Source organism: Streptomyces sp. NBC_00207, from assembly GCF_045160965.1.
Lineage (GTDB): Bacteria > Actinomycetota > Actinomycetes > Streptomycetales > Streptomycetaceae > Streptomyces.
The window spans coordinates 8881807-8899815 of record NZ_CP130715.1; the positions used below are offsets into that span (position 1 = coordinate 8881807).

At 73.5% G+C, this 18009-nt stretch carries 19 protein-coding genes and 1 pseudogene; 9 read left to right on the plus strand and 11 right to left on the minus strand.

From position 1 onward, the window contains the following. The first annotated feature begins 132 nt into the window (after positions 1–132). Positions 133–375, plus strand: a complete 243-nt coding sequence (locus OG472_RS41000) for a hypothetical protein (protein ID WP_401613518.1) — start codon at positions 133–135, stop codon at positions 373–375. Between the two features lie 94 nt (positions 376–469). Here OG472_RS41000 and OG472_RS41005 read toward each other — a convergent pair whose 3' ends face one another. Beyond that, positions 470–1408 carry an SDR family NAD(P)-dependent oxidoreductase gene (locus OG472_RS41005; RefSeq protein ID WP_405942956.1) on the minus strand — a complete coding sequence of 313 codons (939 nt, stop codon included), beginning with the start codon at positions 1406–1408 and terminating at the stop codon, positions 470–472. Positions 1409–1616: 208 nt separating this feature from the next. Next, the gene (locus tag OG472_RS41010; protein ID WP_405942957.1) at positions 1617–2477 is read right to left on the minus strand and encodes an MBL fold metallo-hydrolase; all 861 of its coding nucleotides are present in this window, start codon (positions 2475–2477) and stop codon (positions 1617–1619) included. Between the two features lie 206 nt (positions 2478–2683). Between OG472_RS41010 and OG472_RS41015 the strand changes: the two genes are divergently transcribed. Then, positions 2684–4279 carry an alpha/beta hydrolase gene (locus OG472_RS41015; RefSeq protein WP_405834342.1) on the plus strand — a complete coding sequence of 532 codons (1596 nt, stop codon included), beginning with the start codon at positions 2684–2686 and terminating at the stop codon, positions 4277–4279. Between the two features lie 195 nt (positions 4280–4474). Next, entirely contained in the window at positions 4475–7732 is a 3258-nt protein-coding gene (locus tag OG472_RS41020; RefSeq protein WP_405942958.1) for a TIM-barrel domain-containing protein, read from the plus strand. 6 nt (positions 7733–7738) lie between these two features. On the opposite strand, the gene OG472_RS41025 is transcribed toward OG472_RS41020, so the two are convergent. Next, positions 7739–8269, minus strand: coding sequence for a DUF6817 domain-containing protein (locus tag OG472_RS41025; protein ID WP_405942959.1), 531 nt, complete (start codon positions 8267–8269; stop codon positions 7739–7741). Between the two features lie 181 nt (positions 8270–8450). Between OG472_RS41025 and OG472_RS41030 the strand changes: the two genes are divergently transcribed. Then, positions 8451–9359, plus strand: a complete 909-nt coding sequence (locus OG472_RS41030; RefSeq protein ID WP_401613506.1) for a LysR substrate-binding domain-containing protein — start codon at positions 8451–8453, stop codon at positions 9357–9359. Here OG472_RS41030 and OG472_RS41035 read toward each other — a convergent pair. Then, a pseudogene (locus tag OG472_RS41035) lies at positions 9312–10583 on the minus strand (MFS transporter); the annotation flags it as partial. The gene OG472_RS41030 and the pseudogene OG472_RS41035 sit on opposite strands and share 48 nt — an antisense overlap. Before the next feature lie 38 nt (positions 10584–10621). Next, entirely contained in the window at positions 10622–11248 is a 627-nt protein-coding gene (locus OG472_RS41040) for a TetR/AcrR family transcriptional regulator (RefSeq protein WP_405942960.1), read from the minus strand. 157 nt (positions 11249–11405) lie between these two features. Here OG472_RS41040 and OG472_RS41045 point away from each other — a divergent pair, with 157 nt between their 5' ends. Then, a complete protein-coding gene (locus tag OG472_RS41045) occupies positions 11406–11645 on the plus strand; it encodes a DUF6158 family protein (protein WP_327411829.1) in 240 nt (79 codons plus the stop codon). A gap of 63 nt (positions 11646–11708) precedes the next feature. On the opposite strand, the gene rpsR is transcribed toward OG472_RS41045, so the two are convergent. From rpsR to rpmG, 4 genes are all read right to left on the minus strand, one after another. Further along, on the minus strand, positions 11709–11945 hold the full coding sequence (gene rpsR, locus OG472_RS41050; protein WP_405834350.1) for a 30S ribosomal protein S18: 237 nt from the start codon (positions 11943–11945) through the stop codon (positions 11709–11711). A gap of 61 nt (positions 11946–12006) precedes the next feature. Further along, the gene (locus tag OG472_RS41055; protein WP_405942961.1) at positions 12007–13149 is read right to left on the minus strand and encodes a CobW family GTP-binding protein; all 1143 of its coding nucleotides are present in this window, start codon (positions 13147–13149) and stop codon (positions 12007–12009) included. Further along, positions 13146–13394 carry a type B 50S ribosomal protein L31 gene (locus OG472_RS41060; protein WP_401613498.1) on the minus strand — a complete coding sequence of 83 codons (249 nt, stop codon included), beginning with the start codon at positions 13392–13394 and terminating at the stop codon, positions 13146–13148. Before OG472_RS41060 ends, OG472_RS41055 begins: the two co-directional genes overlap by 4 nt. 33 nt (positions 13395–13427) lie before the next feature. Then, positions 13428–13592 carry a 50S ribosomal protein L33 gene (gene rpmG / locus OG472_RS41065; RefSeq protein WP_405942962.1) on the minus strand — a complete coding sequence of 55 codons (165 nt, stop codon included), beginning with the start codon at positions 13590–13592 and terminating at the stop codon, positions 13428–13430. Positions 13593–13609: 17 nt separating this feature from the next. Here rpmG and OG472_RS41070 point away from each other — a divergent pair, with 17 nt between their 5' ends. After that, positions 13610–13768, plus strand: coding sequence for a hypothetical protein (locus OG472_RS41070; RefSeq protein WP_405942963.1), 159 nt, complete (start codon positions 13610–13612; stop codon positions 13766–13768). Continuing rightward, the gene (rpsN, locus tag OG472_RS41075; RefSeq protein ID WP_405942964.1) at positions 13768–14073 is read left to right on the plus strand and encodes a 30S ribosomal protein S14; all 306 of its coding nucleotides are present in this window, start codon (positions 13768–13770) and stop codon (positions 14071–14073) included. Before OG472_RS41070 ends, rpsN begins: the two co-directional genes overlap by 1 nt. Positions 14074–14162: 89 nt before the next feature. Here the strand turns inward: rpsN and OG472_RS41080 are convergent, their stop codons facing one another. Next, the gene (locus OG472_RS41080) at positions 14163–14324 is read right to left on the minus strand and encodes a DUF6126 family protein (protein WP_401613491.1); all 162 of its coding nucleotides are present in this window, start codon (positions 14322–14324) and stop codon (positions 14163–14165) included. Positions 14325–14421: 97 nt separating this feature from the next. Here OG472_RS41080 and OG472_RS41085 point away from each other — a divergent pair, with 97 nt between their 5' ends. Together OG472_RS41085 and OG472_RS41090 are read left to right on the plus strand one after the other, a co-directional pair. Further along, positions 14422–15003: a TetR/AcrR family transcriptional regulator gene (locus tag OG472_RS41085; RefSeq protein ID WP_405834357.1), complete on the plus strand. Its 582-nt coding sequence runs from the start codon at positions 14422–14424 to the stop codon at positions 15001–15003. A gap of 45 nt (positions 15004–15048) precedes the next feature. Next, positions 15049–16572 carry an MFS transporter gene (locus OG472_RS41090; RefSeq protein ID WP_401613487.1) on the plus strand — a complete coding sequence of 508 codons (1524 nt, stop codon included), beginning with the start codon at positions 15049–15051 and terminating at the stop codon, positions 16570–16572. Here the strand turns inward: OG472_RS41090 and OG472_RS41095 are convergent. Beyond that, entirely contained in the window at positions 16535–17914 is a 1380-nt protein-coding gene (locus tag OG472_RS41095) for a tetratricopeptide repeat protein (protein WP_405942965.1), read from the minus strand. The genes OG472_RS41090 and OG472_RS41095 overlap by 38 nt on opposite strands. Positions 17915–18009 lie beyond the last annotated feature (95 nt).

Below are 18009 nucleotides of genomic sequence, written 5' to 3' on the forward strand. Positions count from 1 at the left end.
AAGAGCACCGGAATTTTCCTGGTGACCACACCTCTGACCAGCCAAAACACTGGATGATTCGCCCGTGCGGAGAGGGGCACGTCCATGGCACAGTGCGATCAGCCAGACCGCACGCACGACCAGGGAGCCGCCATGCGCGATCCGCACGCCACGCCGCTCGCGGCCGCCCTCGCCCCCGACCGCATGCCGGAGGCGGAGCCCGGCCCGCTGCCCCGCTGTCCGGTGTGTGACGGTCCACCGGAGCGCATCTCCTGGCGCCAGCGGCCCGGCCGGCCGGTGATGCTGGTCTTCGACCCCTGCGGCCACCACTGGTCGACCCCGGCCCCACCGGTCCTGGCGGTCACTTCGCCCCCGGCCTCGGGCCGAGCCATGTGAAACGCGGCCGGCGCCACCCCGCGTTCGGCTTCCACGGGGACCCGCTCCGGCCCGTCAAGGGCCGCCACCACGGCCACTTGGTGTCCGCGGCCCGCTACCGACCCCGGCCGTCGGTCAGATCACGGCTCGCCTCCCAGAGCCGTGCCGCGACGGAGGCGTCGGCGAGGTGGTTCCACACCGGTTCACGGCGGGGCTCGCCGCGCAGGCCGAAGACGCGCGGTCCCCACAGCTCGCCTCCCCGCACGGCCGGGTCGAGCACGGCCCGTACCGCGGGCCGAGCGCCGGCGTGCTTGCCCTGGACGAGGAGAGCCGCAGGTGCCGCGCTCAGCCGTGCGCCGGTGGTGCGCACATGGACCGGTGGCCGTGCCGGGGTGAGGGAGTCGAGCGCGCCGCCGGGGTGGACCACCACGCTCGCCACCGTGCTGCCGGAAGCGCGCAGGCGGCGGTCGAGTTCGACACCGAAGTACATCTGGGCCAGCTTGGAGCGTCCGTAGGCGCGCTGGGGCCGGTAGTCCGTCCGGGATTGCAGGTCGTCGAGGTCGAGCCGCTCGGATTTCGCCGCGAAGCTGCCCATGGTCACCACGCGGGCGGCCGGCGCGGCCGACAGCAACGGCATCAGCCACCGGGTCAGGACGAAGTGCCCGAGGTGGTTCGTGCCGAACATGAGCTCGTGACCGTCTCCGGTCTCCCTGCGCGGCGGGTCGTCCAGCGCGACGCCGGCGTTGTGGACCACCGCGTCGAGGCGTTCCACCTCCAGAGATTCCACCGTCGTCCCGAGCGACGAGAGGTCGGCGAGGTCCAGCCGTACGGCCCGTAGGCGCGCGCCGGGGACGCGCGCACGGATCGCTGCCGTGGCGGCTTCGGCCTTGGCGGGATTCCGGCTGCCGAGTACGACGGTGGCCCCGGTCGCCGACAACTGCTCCGCGACGAAGTACCCGATGCCGGCGTTGCCGCCGGTGACCAGGAAGATGCGGTCATCGGCACGGGGCAGTCGTCGGCGATTCCAGGGCGGGGCGGAGGGTGTGGACGACATGGCGACGGGGTCCCTTGCTGTCGAAGCTGCGGCTGCCCCCTCGGGCAACTCGGCACCCACGGTTCCAGCGGCCACCGACACATCGCCGATGGATCGGCGACAGCCTCGGCGGGCGACCGACATCCCGCGGACGCGGCGCTCCCGCCCACGCCCCGTCGGCACCCCGTATCGCCCCGCACCCGCCCGGAGCGGCGGCGCACACCGCCGGTCAGTCCCGGTACACGAGGATGAACTCCCCGTAGGGGTGCGTGCCGTGGCGGTCCGCCGTCTCGTCGAGGGCCCTGCGCAGCGTGCGCAGGTGGTCCGGGGCGAGCTGGAGCGGCGGCTCGTCCGGCTGGTGCATGGTGCCGCGGGGGTAGTCCTCGCCCGCCGTGGTGGTCATCTCGATGTGGCAGCCGAGCACATGGCGGACCGGCCGGGTGGCGCAGAAGTCCAGCAGCCGGTCGACGGTGGCCGAGTAGGCCGTCCGGTCCTCGATGTAGAGCCGCCCCGGATAGAGGGAGTCGCCGGTCAGCAGGAGGCCGGTGTGGCGGTCGTGGAAGACCAGGGCGGCCTGCTGGTGGCCGGGGCCGGGGATCAGGTCGAGGATCCGGCCGCCCAGGTCCAGTACGCCGGTGCGGTGCGGCCAGTCGGAGAGGCCGAAGCCGGCCGTGACCTCGTCCAGTCCGGGTCCCACGACCGTGGTGAGGGGCCGGTCCGCGAACTGCTGGTCCGCCGCGACGTGGTCGCCGTGTCCGTGGGTGTGGGCGACCAGCAGCGAGTACGCGGGCCTCGGATGGCGTTCCAGCCAGTCCGTGACGAGCCGGTCGACCGTTTCCCGCAGGGGGAAGTGGGCCGGGTCGGCGGACGCGCCCGTGTCGAGGAGCAGCGCCCGGTCATTGCCGAAGAGGAGGAAGAGGAACGGGGCTTCGTAGTGCACGGACTTGTTCTGGCGCAGGATCACCGTGTGCTCGGAATAGGCGTGTACCTGGATCTCCGGGGCCGGGTCGTGCTTCGGGGAGGGCCAGCCCGCGTGCCAGACGACGTCGAGACTGCCTGCGACCGGGGCGCCCCGGAGAAAGTCGATCACGCGTCCAACCTACCCCCGTCGTCGGGCGGCGGGCAGCGGCGCCGGCCCGGCGAGATCCGAAAGGGACGGCCCGGGCCCGCACCGGTCCCGCGCCCGGGTCGCGCGCACTGCCCAATCGCGGTTGGGTGGTGGCAGAGGCGTGTGTACCCGATGCGGCGGCATCGACCGCCGGACCGAGCCCTCGCCGTGACGGAGGAGGGCGGAACATGTCCGCACCAGGTCCCACAGTCCGCCGCCGACGCCGTGCGGCAGTCCTCACGGCGGCGCTGGCCTGCTCGGCGCTGCTCACCGGGCCCGGACCGGCCGCCGCACACGGCGCGCCCCCCGCGCCCACACCCCCCTCGCCGTCACCCTCGGCGACCGTGCCGAAACTGGACTGGAGTCCGTGCAAGCCCGGCAGCCCGTGGGACTGCGCCACGGCCAAGGTGCCGCTCGACCACGCCGCCCCCGCGGGCCGCACCATCGACCTGGCCGTCGTCCGCCGGCAGGCCACCGATCCCGGCCGGCGCATCGGCACCCTGTTCGTGAACCCCGGCGGTCCCGGGGGCCCCGGGACCGTGCAGGTGCCGCAGAACTACGACGCCTTCCCCAAGGAGCTGCGGGAACGGTTCGACATCGTCAGCTGGGACCCGCGCGGGATCGGCAACAGCACCGCAGTGAACTGCTTCGACACCACCGAGGAGGCCAAGGCCTGGGCGGCCCGCCCACCCGGGGGCTTCCCGGTGGGCGCGCAGGAGCGCAAGGCCTGGATCGACGCGTACGAGGACCTCGGCCGGCTCTGCGAGAAGCGCGACCCGGACCTGCTGCGCCACGTGTCGACCGCCGACACCGCCCGGGACCTGGACCTGCTCCGCCGGTCGGTGGGCGAAGGGCAGCTGAACTACCTGGGCGTCTCCTACGGCACGATCCTCGGCGCCACCTACGCCAACCTCTTCCCCGGCAGCGTCCGCGCCATGGTCCTCGACAGCAACATCGCCCCCCAGGCCTGGACCGACGGCGCCGGGCAGGGCGAGCCCCGGACCACGACCTTCCTGCGCATGGGCTCGGACGTCACCGCCGCGGCCACCCTGGACCGGTTCCTCACCCTGTGCGGATCGGCGCCCACGGCCCGCTGCGCCTTCTCGGCGGGCAGCCCCGAGGCCACGCGTGACAAGTTCGACAAGCTGATGCAGCGGCTGCGGGAGCGTCCGGTCGGCCCGTGGACGTACGCCAAGACGGTCGCCGACGCGGTGAACAGCCTGTACATCGTCGACCCCGGCTGGGCTGCTCTCGCGGGCAGGCTGCAGGAGCTGTCGCAGGGCCGGGAGCCCAAGCCCCCGGTGTACCCGCCGCCGCCCCCCGTGGACCGGCCGAACCCGTACCTGGGGGACGAGCAGGCGGCGGCCGTGTGGTGCGCGGACAGCCCCAGCCCGCGCGACCCCGCCGCGTACCAGGGCCTGGAGGAGGACAGCGCCCGGCGGGCCGGTGACGCGGGACGCTTCTGGACGTGGGCGGCGGAAGGCTGTGCCACCTGGCCGGCCAAGGCCGCCGCCGGGTACGAGGGCCCGTGGAACAGGCCCACCGCCCACCCCGTCCTGGTGATCGGGACCCGGTACGACCCCTCCACGCCCTACACGGGAGCCCAGGCCATGGCCCGTGAGCTGGCCGACGCCCGCCTGCTCACGAACGACGGGTACGGGCACACCGCGCTGTTCAACGACAACAGCAGCTGCATCAGCGCGTACGAAAGCCGCTACTTCGTCGACGGGACGCTTCCGCCTCCCGGCACGGTCTGCCGCCCGGACCGGGTTCCCTTCTCCTGACGGGCCGGCGGGGGCTGTGCCTTGCCTGATGTTGCCCCGATGTTCACCCCGATATTCACCTCCATGGTGCTCGAAGCTGCGTGATCCCGGCTGACTTCGAGCATCATCTTTCATACAGGGGCCATGGAGCGCTATCTTGTCGGGCGCATGCCAAAGAGCTGTGTCCGCGATGCGGACCGCACGAGGAGCTGCCCCATGAGACTGCCGAGCATCCGCAGGAGCCAGCACCGACAAGAACGCAACGACGGGCAACGCCGGTTAGGGGCCCGGGCGCGCCCGGCCCGGCGACGGAGCCGCCGCACCCCTGGCGCCGCCCTGCTCGCCGCCGCCCTGACCGTCGCGGGCCTGTCCGCCGCAGGCCCCCTCGCCCCGCCCGCCGCCGCGGCCCCCGCCGGTGCCACGGCCACCGCGGGAAACGTCACCGGCTTCACCCAGTCCGGGAACACCTTCACCGTCACGGCCTCCGGCGGAGCCAAGGCCCGCGTGGTCGTCGCCCGCGCCGACATCTTCCGCCTCTGGCTCTCGCCCGACGGCACCTTCACGAACGACCCGGCCGGCTCCGACCTCGCCACCACCACCGACTTCGGCTCCGTGGCCACGTCCTGGTCCGACGCCGGCGCGTACTACCGGATCACCACCGGAGCCCTCTCCATCCGGGTCAACAAGGCACCGCTGCGGTTCTCCGTCTACCGCGCCGACAACACCACCCCCGTCTGGCAGGAGACCCAGCCCACCAGCTGGACGGGCAGCCAGACCACCCAGTACCTGGCCCGCGGCGCGGACGAGCAGTTCTACGGCACCGGCCTGCGCCTGGGCGAATGGGCACTGCGCGGCAAGACCGTCCCGATCGCCGTCGACAACAAGTGGCGCGAGAACGACAACGCGAGCCCCGCCCCCTTCTACATGTCCACCAACGGCTACGGCGTCATGCGCAACACCTGGGCCCCGGGCTCCTACGGGTTCAACGCCCCCACCACCCTCACCCACGACGAGAAGCGCTTCGACGCCTGGTACTTCACCGGCGACTCGCTCAAATCGGTGCTCGACGCGTACACCGACGTCAGCGGAAAGCCCTTCATGGCGCCGATGTGGGGCTTCGAACTCGGCAACGCCGACTGCTTCAACGCCTCCAACCCCGACTACCAGGGCGATCACAACCGGCTGCGCCACCAGACCACGCCCGACGTCGTCGGCTACGCGACCGACGCCCGCGCCGCCGACATGCCCTCGGGCTGGTTCCTGCCCAACGACGGCTACGGCTGCGGCTACACCGCGCCCCTCAAGTCCACCGTGGACGCCCTGAAGGCCAAGGGCTTCCAGACCGGCCTGTGGACCTCCACCGGCCTCGGCTCCATCGCCGACGAGGTGGGCACGGCCGGCAGCCGGGGGGTGAAGACCGACGTGGCGTGGATCGGCAGCGGCTACAAGTACGCCTTCGACGGTGTGCAGCAGGCCGTGGACGGGATCGAGAAGAACTCCGACGCCCGCCGCTACGTCTGGACCGTGGACGGCTGGGCGGGCACCCAGCGCAACGCCGTCGTCTGGACCGGCGACACCCACGGCACCTGGGACGACATGCGCTGGCACGTCCCCGCCATCACCGGAGCGGGTCTGTCCGGCCTCAACTACGCCGCCGGCGACGTCGACGGCATCTTCGGGGGCAGCCCCAAGACGTACACCCGCGACCTCCAGTGGAAGGCGTTCACCCCGGCCTTCATGACCATGTCGGGCTGGGGCGCGACCAACCCGTCCACCGGCTACCAGGACAAACAGCCCTGGCGCTTCGCCGAGCCCTACCTCTCCATCAACCGCAAGTACCTGCAGCTCAAGATGCGGCTGATGCCGTACCTCTACACGATGAGCCGCGTCGCCCACGAGAGCGGCGTACCCAGCACCCGCGCCATGGTCCTGGAGTACCCCGACGACCCGGTGGCTCGCGGCAACGCCACCAGCGGCCAGTTCATGGCCGGCGACTCCCTCCTCGTCGCGCCCGTCGTCTCCGACACCTCGGTCCGGGACGGCATCTACCTCCCCGCCGGGACCTGGACGGACTACTGGACGGGCAGGACGTACGCGGGCCCGGGCCGCCTCAACGGCTACCAGGCGCCGCTCGACACCCTCCCGCTCTTCGTCAAGGGCGGAGGCATCGTGCCGATGTGGCCGCAGATGAACCACACCGGGGAGAAGCCCGTCTCCACCCTCACCTACGACATCCACCCGCGCGGCAACTCCTCCTTCAGCCTCTACGAGGACGACGGCCGCACCCGCGCCCACGAGTCGGGCGCCTACGCCCGGCAGCAGGTCGACGTCGGCGCCCCGACGTCCGGCTCCGGCACGGTCACCGTCAACGTCGGCGCCCCCACCGGCAGTTACGCCGGCAAGCCGGCCTCCCGGGGGTACGAGTTCACCCTCCACGTGGCCTCCGCGCCCACCGCCCTCACGGTGGACGGAGCCGCCGTGGCGCGCCTGACCTCCAAGGCCGCCTACGACTCCGCCGCGACGGGCTGGTTCTTCGACCCGGCGGACCGCTCCGGCGTGCTCTGGATCAAGACGGGTTCCAAGGCGGGCGCCTTCAGCGTCTCGGCCGCCGGCACCAGCCTCCCCGCGGCCGAGCCCCTGCCCTCCTCCGCACCCATCGACAGGTCGGCCTGGTCCCTGGCCTACGCCGACAGCCAGGAGACCAGCGCGGAGAACGGCGCCGCCGCGGGCGCCTTCGACGGGAACCCGGCCACGCTGTGGCACACCGCCTGGTCCGGCCCGAAGCCCGCCGCGCTGCCGCACGAGATCCAGATCGACCTCGGCGCCCGCTACGCGGTGGACGGCCTCGGATACCTGCCCCGCCAGGACGGCGGCGTCAACGGCCGGATCGGCGGCTACGAGGTCTACGTCTCCGACACCACCGCCGACTGGGGGCCACCGGTCGCGAGCGGCACCTTCCCCGACACGGCGGCGGCCAAGACCGCCGTCCTCTCCCCGAAGACCGGCCGCTACCTCCGCCTCAAGGCCCTCACCGAGGCCGGCGGGCGCGGCCCCTGGACCAGCGCCGCCGAGATCAGCCTCACCGGCCGCCCGGCCCCGCTCCCCGCGGACGCCACCCTCGTCAACGCGGCCTCCGCAAGCTGCCTGGACCTGCCGCACAGCGCCACCACGCCGGGCACCGAACCCACCCTCTACACCTGCCACGGCGGTCCCAACCAGCGCTGGACCCTGCAGGGCGACGGCCGCCTCACCGGCCTCACCGGCGTCTGCCTTGACGGCGCGAACGCCGCCCGCGTCACCATCCGGGCCTGCGACGGCAGCCCGGGCCAGACCTGGCAGGCGGGACCTCAGAGCACCCTGCGCACCGTCGGCCAATGCCTCACCCCGGCCGGCTCGGGCACCGCCAACGGCACCACCCTCACCCGCGCCGCCTGCGACAACACCCCGGCCCAGCGCTGGACCTTCACTCCCTGAACCCCGTCAACCGCCGAGCACGGCCCGGCACTCCCGCCGGGCCGGCTCGCTCAGCAGCCCCCCGAACCGGCCGAACAACTGCAGGAGTGCGGCTCCCCACGCCTCACGGAAGGCGGGATCGACGCGCGCCAGGTCGAGCTCGTTGGCCGCCGACAGCTCCGCGAAGTCCCTGCGCAGCCCCACGGCGGGGGAGTGGACCCGGCCGGTGAACCGGTCCCGGAAGGCGGCCTCCTCGTGGGCGAGCGTCGGATACGAGGCCGCCCGGTCGCAGGCGGCGTACAGGTACACGATCGCCTCGGCCTCCTCGCCGATCACCTCGGCGAGCTCTGCCCGCCGGGTGAGCGGCAGCAGGGCCGTGGGGAACCCGTCCGTACCGTAGAAGGCGTGGCACAGGCCCGCCCGTTGCAGCGCGGGCCGCGCACCCCAGGACGCGAGCAGCTCCCCTACGCGCTCCAGGTGCGCGAGCAGGGTCCCGCCGGGGTGGGCGAGATCCTGCGCACCGAGCTCCCGCAACCATGCGATGGCGCGTTCCGACACGGGTGCTCCCTCGGTCGTGGTGGTGGGTCGGCACCCGTCCACACCTTTCGCCGGGGGTCCGGACCCCGTGGCGAAGGCGGGGACGGGTTGCCGCCCGGGCCCTGTATCGATCTTGATCCAGCCGAAACCCCAAGTCAATCCTCCGATTTACTCCCCACACCCAAGCGATACCTTGGATCTCATGACCCTCGACGATCTCCGCGTGTTCGTGGCCGTCTGCCGTGCCGGCAGCCTCAGCGCCGTCGCCCGCGACCTCGGCTGCACCCAGTCGGCCGTCAGCCAGCACGTCCGCCGCCTGGAGAAGCAGACCGGCGCGAGCCTCCTGGAGCGCCACGCCCGCGGTGTCGTCCCCACCGAGGCGGGCCGCATCCTCCAGGCGGCCGCGGCGGACGGCATCGCCGGTCTCGACGGAGCCCTGCGCCGGGTGGACGACCTCGTACGGGGCGGAGGCGGCTCGGTGCGCGTCACCACCGGCGCGACGACCGTGCGGCACTTCATGTCCGAGGCCGTCGTCACCTTCCGCCGCCTCCACCCCGGGGTGAGCCTGGAGTTCCAGACCGAGAACTCCAGCCGCAGCTGCTTCGACGCACTCGCCTCCGACGACCTCGACCTCGCCTGGATCACCATCGGCAGACCGGTCCGCGGCATCGAACAGCGCCCGGTCATGGAACTGCCCTGGGTGCTCGCGGTCGGCGCCGACGACCCCCTCGCCGCCCGCCCGTGCATCGATCCCGCCGACCTCGCCGGCATCCGTCACATCCGGCTTCCGGAGAACTCCGCCTCCCGCGCCCACCTCGACGGCGCCCTCGCCGAGTCGGGCATCCACGTACGCTCCGACACCAGCGTGGCCGACTGGGACACCGCCCTGCTGCTCGCCGAACTAGGCCTGGGGCACGCCGTCGTGCCCGCGCTGCCCGGCTGGCAGGTCCCCGGCTCCGACGGCCCGCTGCGCCTCGTGCCCATCCCCGCCCTGCCGCCGCTCGCCGTCGGCTGGGCGGTCCGCCGCTGGGCCGCCCTCGCCCCGCCGGCCCTCGTCTTCGCCGACGAGGTCGCCCGCAGCTGCCGGGCGCGCGCCGCCGGGCAGCAGTGACGCCGCGACCAGCCCCACGGCGGCCAGCGCGGCCAGGGCCGGCAGGGACGGGCCCTGCACCCCGGCGCTCGCGGCCACCGCGATACCGAGGGCCGGGCCGACGTTCATGGCCGTCTGCTTGAGCCCGCCGACGACCCCGGCGTACCCGGCCGGGGCCTCGCCGACCACGGCCCCGGTGGCGGTGACCATGACGGTGGTGAACCCGGCGCCGAGCACCGCGAAGGCCACCCCCGACGCGGAGCCCAGCCCCGCGATCCCGGCGACGACCAGCGCCGTACCGGTGAGCGCGGTCCGCCGCGGCCCGCACCGGCGCAGCGCCGCCCCCGCCACCGGCGCCCCTGCGACCATCAGCGCGGTCAGCGGCAGGACCCGCAGTCCGGTGTCGAGCGGGTCCAGTCCCTGGACGTCCTGGAGTTGGAAGGTGGCCGTGAACAGGGCCCCGAACATCCCCGCGGAAACGAGCAGCAGCAGCGCCATCGAGGCCGTCACCGCCCTGGTCCGGGCCACGGCGGTCGGCACGAGCGGCCGTGCGGAACGCCGCTCGCGCCGTACGAACAGGGCCGCGAGCACGGCGGCCGCCCCGAACCCGAGCACGGTCGGCGCACCGGTCCAGCCGTACGCCGGTACGCCGACCAGCGCGTGCACGAACACCGCGAGAGCCGCAGCCAGCAGGGCCGCACCGGCCATCTCCAGCCGTCCGCCCTCCGCACGCGACGGCGCGGGCGCCCGTACGGCGAGCGTCAGCGCGGCGATCACCACGGCGACCGGCACATTGATCACGAAGACGGCCCGCCAGTCCCACTGGGCGACGAGCAGGCCCCCCAGCAGCGGGCCGGCCGCCGCGGCCACCCCGATCGCGCTGGTCCGCACGGCGACGGGAGTGGCGAGCCGGTCGGGTGGATACGCGAGCCTCAGCAGCGCCAGCGTCGCGGGCTGGAGCAGCGCACCGAACACGCCCTGCACGGCGCGCAGCCCGATCACCCAGCCCACGCCGGGCGCGAGGGCGATGCCCGCCGAGGCCGCGGCGAATCCGAGCACGCCGACGAGGAGCAGCCGGGCATGCCCGTACCGGTCGCCGAGCCGCCCGGCGACCACCAGGAACGCGGCCACCGCGAGCAGGTAGGCGGTACTGGTCCACTGGACCTGTGTGACGCTCGCCCCCAGGTCGCGTCCCAGGCTCGGCTGCGCCACCGTCAGCACGGTTCCGTCGAGGGCGACGATCATGGCGCCGGCCACGCTGACGAGGAGTGAGATCCGCTGCCTCACGCGGCTGCACCCCCGAGGTGCGCGTCGACGGCGGCGTCGACCATGCGCTCGACGCCGGCGGCCCGGTCCTCGCCGAGGGCCAGCGGCAGGCTGCCCCAGCGCCACAACTGCGCCACGCCGTGGAGGTTCGCCCACAGCGCGGCGGCGGTGACGGAGGGCTCGGCCGCCCCGCAACGGGAGACGAGCGCGACGAGGAGGTGGAACAGCGGCAGGGTCGAATCCCGCAGCCGGGCCTCGTCCGAGGGGGCCTGGTCCGTGCTGTCCAGCAGGTCGTGCCGGAACATCAGCTCGAACATCCCGGGCTGCTCCAGCGCGTAGCCGACGTAGGCGCACGCGATCGCCCGCACCCGTTCCCGGGCCGAGGACTGCCCGGAGTCGGCGTCGGAGTCGGCGTCGGCTTCGGCGGTCACGGCCGCGATCCGCTCGCCGAGATCCGCGAACCCGCGCCGGGCGATCGCCGACAGCAGGGAGTGGTGGGTGGGGAAGTACCGGCGGGGTGCGCCGTGCGAGACGCCCGCCCGGCGCGCGATCTCCCGCAGCCCCAGAGCGCCGGTTCCCTCGCTCGTGACGAGCTCCGCACCGACGTCGATCAGCCGTTCCCGAAGGGGTCTCTCCTGGTCCATGACCCCTGTCTACCAGCAGGAGTAGACAGTGTCTACCTACTTCGGCCGTGGCGGGGACGGCTGGCGAGGCCGCACGGCGCGGCGCGGAGGATGATGGAGTGGGCGGGGGTGAAGCCCGAGCGTGAACCCGCCGACCGGCGGAGGAGGTGCACGTGCCATGACGGAGCACGACGGCGGTCCGGCGGCGCGGAAGCTGGAGGAGGGCAGGCTGCTCAAAGAGCTGGAGGCCATCCACCGGACGCGCCACGAGACCCTGCTGCACGGGTCCGACGACGCGCTCGTCACCCACACGAAGCGGATGAACGAGCTGGAACACGAGTACGTACGCCGCCACCCGCAGCGTGCCCAGACCGCGGGCCGCACCCGCTCGGGAGCCCGTGCACGCGCCGGCGAGTAGTCGCCGCGCGCCCGGCTCGTCCCCGGCGGCCGGCCCCGCAGGGGCCGGACCGCCGGAGTCCGGTCACCGCGCGGCGTAGGGGAGCAGGGCCATCTCGCGGGCGTTCTTGATCGCGGCGGCGAGCCGGCGCTGCTGCTGGGCGCTGACCCGGGTGACGCGGCGGCTGCGGATCTTGCCGCGGTCGGAGATGAACCTGCGCAGCAGGTCGGTGTCCTTGTAGTCGATGTGCGTGACCTTGGCGGCGTCCAGCGGGTTGGGACGGGCCTTGACGGGCTTGCGGGGGTCCTGACGGCGGGCCATGCGGATTCCTTCGTGCGGGGCCGGTGGGGTACGGGTGTGCGAGGCCGGGCGGGCGGGGGGTCTACGAGACGGGGTCGAGCAGCGCGCCGAAGGCGGTCGGCAGGCGCTTCCACGCCTCCCGCCCGGCGGTGTATTCGGCGTCGGTCAGCAGGCACGAGTCGAGGAGCCCCGCCAGCCCTTCACGGTCGAGGCCGGGTGAGGTGAAGACCAGGTGCTGGCAGCAGTCACCGTGCTCGGGATGCCAGCCCAGGGCGGCGGCCGCCCTGCGCACGGGAGGCACCATCTCCCAGGCGGCGTCGGGCAGGGAGGCCAGCCACGGACCCGTGTTCTCCACGCAGAGCGCGCCACCCGCGGCCTCCCAGGCCAGCAGGGTGTCGGGCCGGTCGGCGAGCCAGAAGCGGCCGCGGCTGCGCGCGGCCGCGCAGGCGAGGTCCTCCAGAGCCTCGTAGAGCCGCTCCGGATGGAAGGGGCGGTGGCGGTGCCAGACCAGGGTGGCCACCCCGGCCTCGTCCGCCTCCTGGGGAAGCAGCGCGCAGGCCGGATGCTGGGCGGCGGCCGCCGCCTCGGTGTCGAACCCGGCGAAGGCGAGCCGCGCCAGCTCACCGGACCCGGTCTCCACCCGGCGGGCGGTGGGGTGGAGCTGGGCGAGCAGGGCGCGGTCCTCGTCGTCCGCATCCGCGCCGTCGACGAGCGCGAGGACGGGCGCGTACTCCAGCTGCCGGGCCCAGGTGTCCCCGACGGTCCGCTGGTCGGTCGCCGCCGAGGCGAGCCCCGCCTCCGTCAGGTCGTCCCCGTTGGCGAGGTACGGCAGGACGAGGGCGGGGTCGACGGCGGTGATCACATTGGTCAGGTCCAGCGCCCGGCCGCCGTGCGCGGCGACGACCTCGGCCATCGCGCGCGGCTCCACGGAGTCCCACAGTTCGACGACGGCGAGCCGGGTCCGCCCGTCCGCGGCCAGCCGCCGCAGTTCCGGGACGAGGTCCTCGCGCAGCGCGCAGCACGCGCAGTCGTTGACGAGCGGGGCCTCGCCCCGGGACAGCTCGCCCGAGGCGTCGCGCACCAGGCGCCGTACGGTGCCGTCGGCCGCCGTGGACAGGTCGTGGTGGAGGGCGACGCTGCCGGGCACGGTGGTGAGCAGTTCCCGCACCGCGCTCCGGCGGGCGTCCGCGTGGAGCCCGCCGACGATGACGACGGGCAGGGTCACGGCTTGCTCCCGTAGCGGCGCTGGAAGCGCTCGACGCGGCCGGCGGTGTCCAGGACGCGGGCGGTGCCGGTGTAGAAGGGGTGGCTCTGCGAGGAGATCTCGACGTCGATGACGGGGTAGGTGCTGCCGTCCTCCCATTCGACCGTCTTGGCGCTCGTGGCGGTCGACCGGGTGAGGAAGGCGAAGTCGGCGGCCTTGTCGCGGAAGACGACGGGGCCGTAGGCGGGGTGGATTCCAGGCTTCACGGGTTGCTCTCCGAGGGCTCGGGGGAGGTGGGGTCAGCGCTCTTCGCGGAAGTCGACGTGCCGGCGGACCACCGGGTCGAACTTGCGCAGCACCACGCGGTCGGGGTCGTTGCGCCGGTTCTTGCGGGTGACGTACGTGTAGCCGCTTCCGGCGGTGGAGCGGAGTTTGACGATCGGGCGTACTTCGTTGCGTGCCATGCAGCTAGTATATGGCAATGGTTTCCATTATCAATAAGGTCCTCGACGAGGGGCGCCACGTGCGGCTCTCGATCAGGGCGAAGGCGATCAAGGTCATCGACGTCATGGGTGTCGTGGGTGTCGTGGGTGTCGAGTGCGCGGCGGCCCGGGGCGACGTGAGCGGGGAGAGGGTCTGATGGCGAAGAAGAGCAAGATCGCGCGGAACGGCAGGCGCAAGGAGGTCGTCGCGCGGTACGCGGCCCGGCGGGCAGAGCTGAAGGAGGCCCTGCGGCGGCCCGCCTCGACCGGGGCAGAACGCGCTGCCGCGCTCGCGGAGCTGCGGCGCCAGCCGCGCGACGCGAGCGCCACCCGGGTGCGCAACCGCGACAGCGTGGACGGGCGGCCGCGCGGGCACCTGCGCAGGTTCGGCCTGTCCCGCGTGCGGATGCGCGAGCAGGCGCACGCGGGATTCCTGCCGGGGGTCACCAAGTCGTCGTGGTGACGGTCGGCCAACGCGACCGGCCCGCACCCCTGAGAGGGGGTGCGGGCCGGTCCCGTTCGTCTGAAGCCGCCTGCGGTTGGTGCTTCCGGTTACTTCTGGGCGTGCTGGCCCAGGTAGAAGAGCAGCCAGACGAAGCCGGCGAACACGTGTGTGCCGAAGATGTAGAAGAAGGCGCGCAGGGCCACGCCGTTCTCCTTCCACTTCTCGTGCCTCTTCGCCGCGGCGGTCTCGGGCTGGTGTCCGTCGGTCACTCTGCACCTCCGGTGCGAGCTTAGCGCCGCGCCGCGGCGAATCACCTTTGCCTCGGATGAGACAATCTTGTATCGTTCGAGGCGAAGGAGGCTCACGATGGTGCACGAAGAAGAACTGCTGGACGGCGCCGCCCGCGTCCTCGCCGGCGATCACAGCGCCTCGATGGTGCAGATCGCCGCCGGCATCGGGACCAGCCGCGCCACACTCAGCCGCCGCTACGCGACCCGGGAAGCCCTGCTGAAGGCCGTCGCGGTCCGCGCGATCGAGGTGGTCGACGGGTGCCTGGCCCCGCTCGACCTGGCCGAGAGCGCCGACGGGCCAGCCTTCGACGCCGCGCTCGAGGACCTGGTCCTCGCCCTGATGCCCGCCGCCCACCTCTACGGCTTCACCTCGCGCGACGCCACCGTGCTCGCGGACCCGGAGTTCCGCGCCGGCGTGGACCGCCAGGACCAGCGGGCCCTGGCCTTCCTCGCCCTCGGCCAGCGGCTGGGGCGGCTGCGCGCCGACCTGCCGCCGTACTGGATCTGGTACTCGCTCTGGGGTCTGCTCGACGCAGCCGCCGAGGGCGTGCGCGACGGCCACCTCGCCCCCCGCCAGATCGGCCACCTGGTCCTCACGTCCTTCCTCAGCGGGACGCGGCCCCCCGCACCGCCCCCCGCCGGCGACCCCGCACCCTGACCGCGCGCCACCGAGCGCCCCCGGAACCACCCCGAACGGAACCCGATGCACACCCCCGAGCCGGCTCCCCGCAGGTGGATCGTCCTGGCGATCCTCTCCGGCAGCCTCCTGCTCATCTCCATGGACACCACGATCCTCAACGTGGCCTTCCCCTCGCTCGTCGGCGACCTCCGGCCCGGAGCCGTGCAGCAGCTGTGGATCATCGACGTCTACGCGCTCGCCCTGTCCGGCCTGCTGGTCACCGCGGGCGCCCTCGGCGACCGCTGGGGGCGCAAGCGGCTGCTCATGGCGGGCTTCGGCATCTTCTCGCTGGCCTCGCTCATAGCCGTGTTCTCCACCGAGGCCTGGCACGTGATAGCCGCCCGCGCCCTGCTCGGCATCGGCGGCGCCGCCATCATGCCGTCCACCGTGTCGATCCTGCGCACCGTCTTCACCGACGCCAAGGAGCGCGCCTTCGCACTCGCCGTCTGGGCGGCCGTCTTCGGCGGCGGCATGGCCTTCGGGCCGGTGGTCGGCGGGCTCCTCGTCCAGGACTACGGCTGGCACTCCGCCTTCCTCCTGAACCTCCCCGTCGCCGCCGTCATCGTCGCGGCCGGCCTGCGCTACCTGCCCGAATCGCGTTCCCCGCGCAGCACCGGCGCCTGGGACTGGTGGGGCGTCGGCCAGTCGGTCGTCGGCATGCTCGCCCTGGCCGGGGGCATCAAGCAGCTCGGCAAGAGCGGGGTCGCCGACCCACTGCCCTGGGTCCTGCTCCTCGTCGCCGCCGTCGCACTGACCGTCTTCGTACGCCGCCAGCTGCACCTGGACAACCCGCTGCTCCAGGTCCGGCTGTTCGCCAAGCCCGCCTTCAGCGTCGCGGCCACCGCGATCTTCCTGCCCATGGTGGGCATGGGCGCGATCCTGTTCCTGGTCACCCAGTGGTTCCAGTACGGCGAGGGCTACACCCCGCTGCAGGCCGGAGTGCGCCTCCTGCCCGCCCCGCTCGCCCTGATCGCCGCCTCGATGGTGGCCCCCTCGCTGATGCAGCGCTTCGCCATCCGCCACGTGCTGGGCGCCGCACTGGTCGTCCTGGCCCTCGGCATGGCCCTGCCCTGGACCCTCCAGCAGTTCACCGACCTGGGCTACCCGGCCTTCGCGGCCGCCCTGACCGTGATGGGTGCGGGCGCCGGCATCGCGACCACCGTGGCCTCGGTGACCCTGGTCTCCGCCGCACCCGCGGCCGAGGTCTCCAGCGCCGCCGCCATCGAGGAGACCTGCTACGAGCTCGGCTCGGCCATGGGCGTCGCCGTCCTCGGCTCCACCGCGGCGGTGCTCTACCGGGACAACCTGCCCGCCCTCGACCTGGACGGCCCGACCGCCGCCGCCGTACGGGGCTCCGTCGGCGAGGCCGCGCACACCGCCGAAGGGCTGGGCGGCGCCGTCGGCCAGGCCCTGCTCGACACCGCCTCGCAGGCCTACACCCTGGCGATCACCCCGGCGTTCCTGCTGGCCGGCGGCCTCGCGGTGGTCGCCGCGGCCACGACCTGGGCGCTCATTCCGCGCGACCTGCGGCCCACCGAGAACCACTGAGCCGGGCGGGCCGGAACGCGGGCGCGGCGGGCGCCGGGCCCAGGGTGGTGGTGCCCGGCGCCGCCCGGTGGCCCAGGCCCGTGCGGTAGGCGTCCATCGCCGCCTCCACCCGGCCCGTGCGCCGCATCAGGTCGCCGAGCAGCCGGCACAGATCGGCGAGGTCGCCCGTCGCCCCGCTGCGCTCCAGCAGCGCCAGCGCCTGCACGTAGTGCTCCTCGGCGGATTCGGTGTCGCCGCGCTCCTCGGCCATCAGGCCGAGGAGCCGGTGCGCGCCGCCCGCGTGCACGGCGCCGTGGCGGTCCCCCAGGTCCAGCAGCGCGGAGAGCAGCCCGGCCGCTTCCTCGTACCGGCCGAGCTGGCGCAGTACGTCGGCCAGCTCGACCTCCACCTGAGCCGTGTAGAGGCCCGCGCGCCGGGCCGACAGCATGTCCCGGGCCGTGCGCAACTCCCGTTCCGCCGACGCGAGCTCCCCGTTCTGGGCCTGTACGTAGCCGCGCATCCAGTGGCAGTGCGCCAGGTCTGTCCGCAGCCGCAACTGCCCGTAGATCGCCTGGGCCTTGGCGAGGGAGGCGTCTGCGTCGGCCACCCGCCCCTCGGCGAGGAAGGTCCGGGCCACCTGCCGGTGCATCCCCGCCACCAGCGCCGGATCGTTGACCTGCGGGGCCAGTGCGAGCGCGAGCTCGGCGGCGTGAGCGGCGCGCGCATGCGCGCCCATGTCGATGTACGGCCCGATCACCGCGGCGTGGAGCAGCACCAGTGCGTCCGGATCGGACAGCCCGCTCGCGCCCAGCTCGTCGATGGTGGATTCGAGCAGGTAGCACGCGTAGCGCAACTCGCCGGCGAGCAGGTGCGCCACGGCGCGGCCGCGGATCGGCCGGGCCCGGCGGGTCAGCGGCTGGTCGGCCAGCATGCGTTCGGCCGCCTCGAAGTGGGCGATCGCCTCCGGCAGTTCACCGGCTTCCAGGGCGCATTCGCCGAGCCCGAGCCGGGCCTCCGCCTGCTCGGGGACGAGCCCGAGGTCCTCGGCTTCGGCGAGCAGGCGCCGGTAGCGTACGGCCGCCTCGGCGGCTTCGCCCGTGGCGAGCGTCTGCTGGGCGTCGGTCAGGGCGAGCCGCAGCTCGGTCGCCAGGTGGGCGGGACGGCCGGTGGTCAGCTCCTCGTACGAGGTGCCCAGGCGTGCGGCGAGGAAGCGCAGCGCGGTCTCGGAAGGGCGGACCTTGCCCGACTCCAGGGTGGAGATATAGGCCGAGGTGTACGCAGGATCCGCCAACTGTCGCTGAGTCCAACCAAGTTCACCGCGCATGCGCTGAACCCGGCGGCCGATCAGGGCCGGTTCGTCCATGAAGTCCCCCCTTGTTGCTCGAACTCCCCAGTATTCAGGGGGAGCAGGCATTGCGCACCTCTCGCGCGCCCCCTAGTTTAAGCAACCGCTTCACC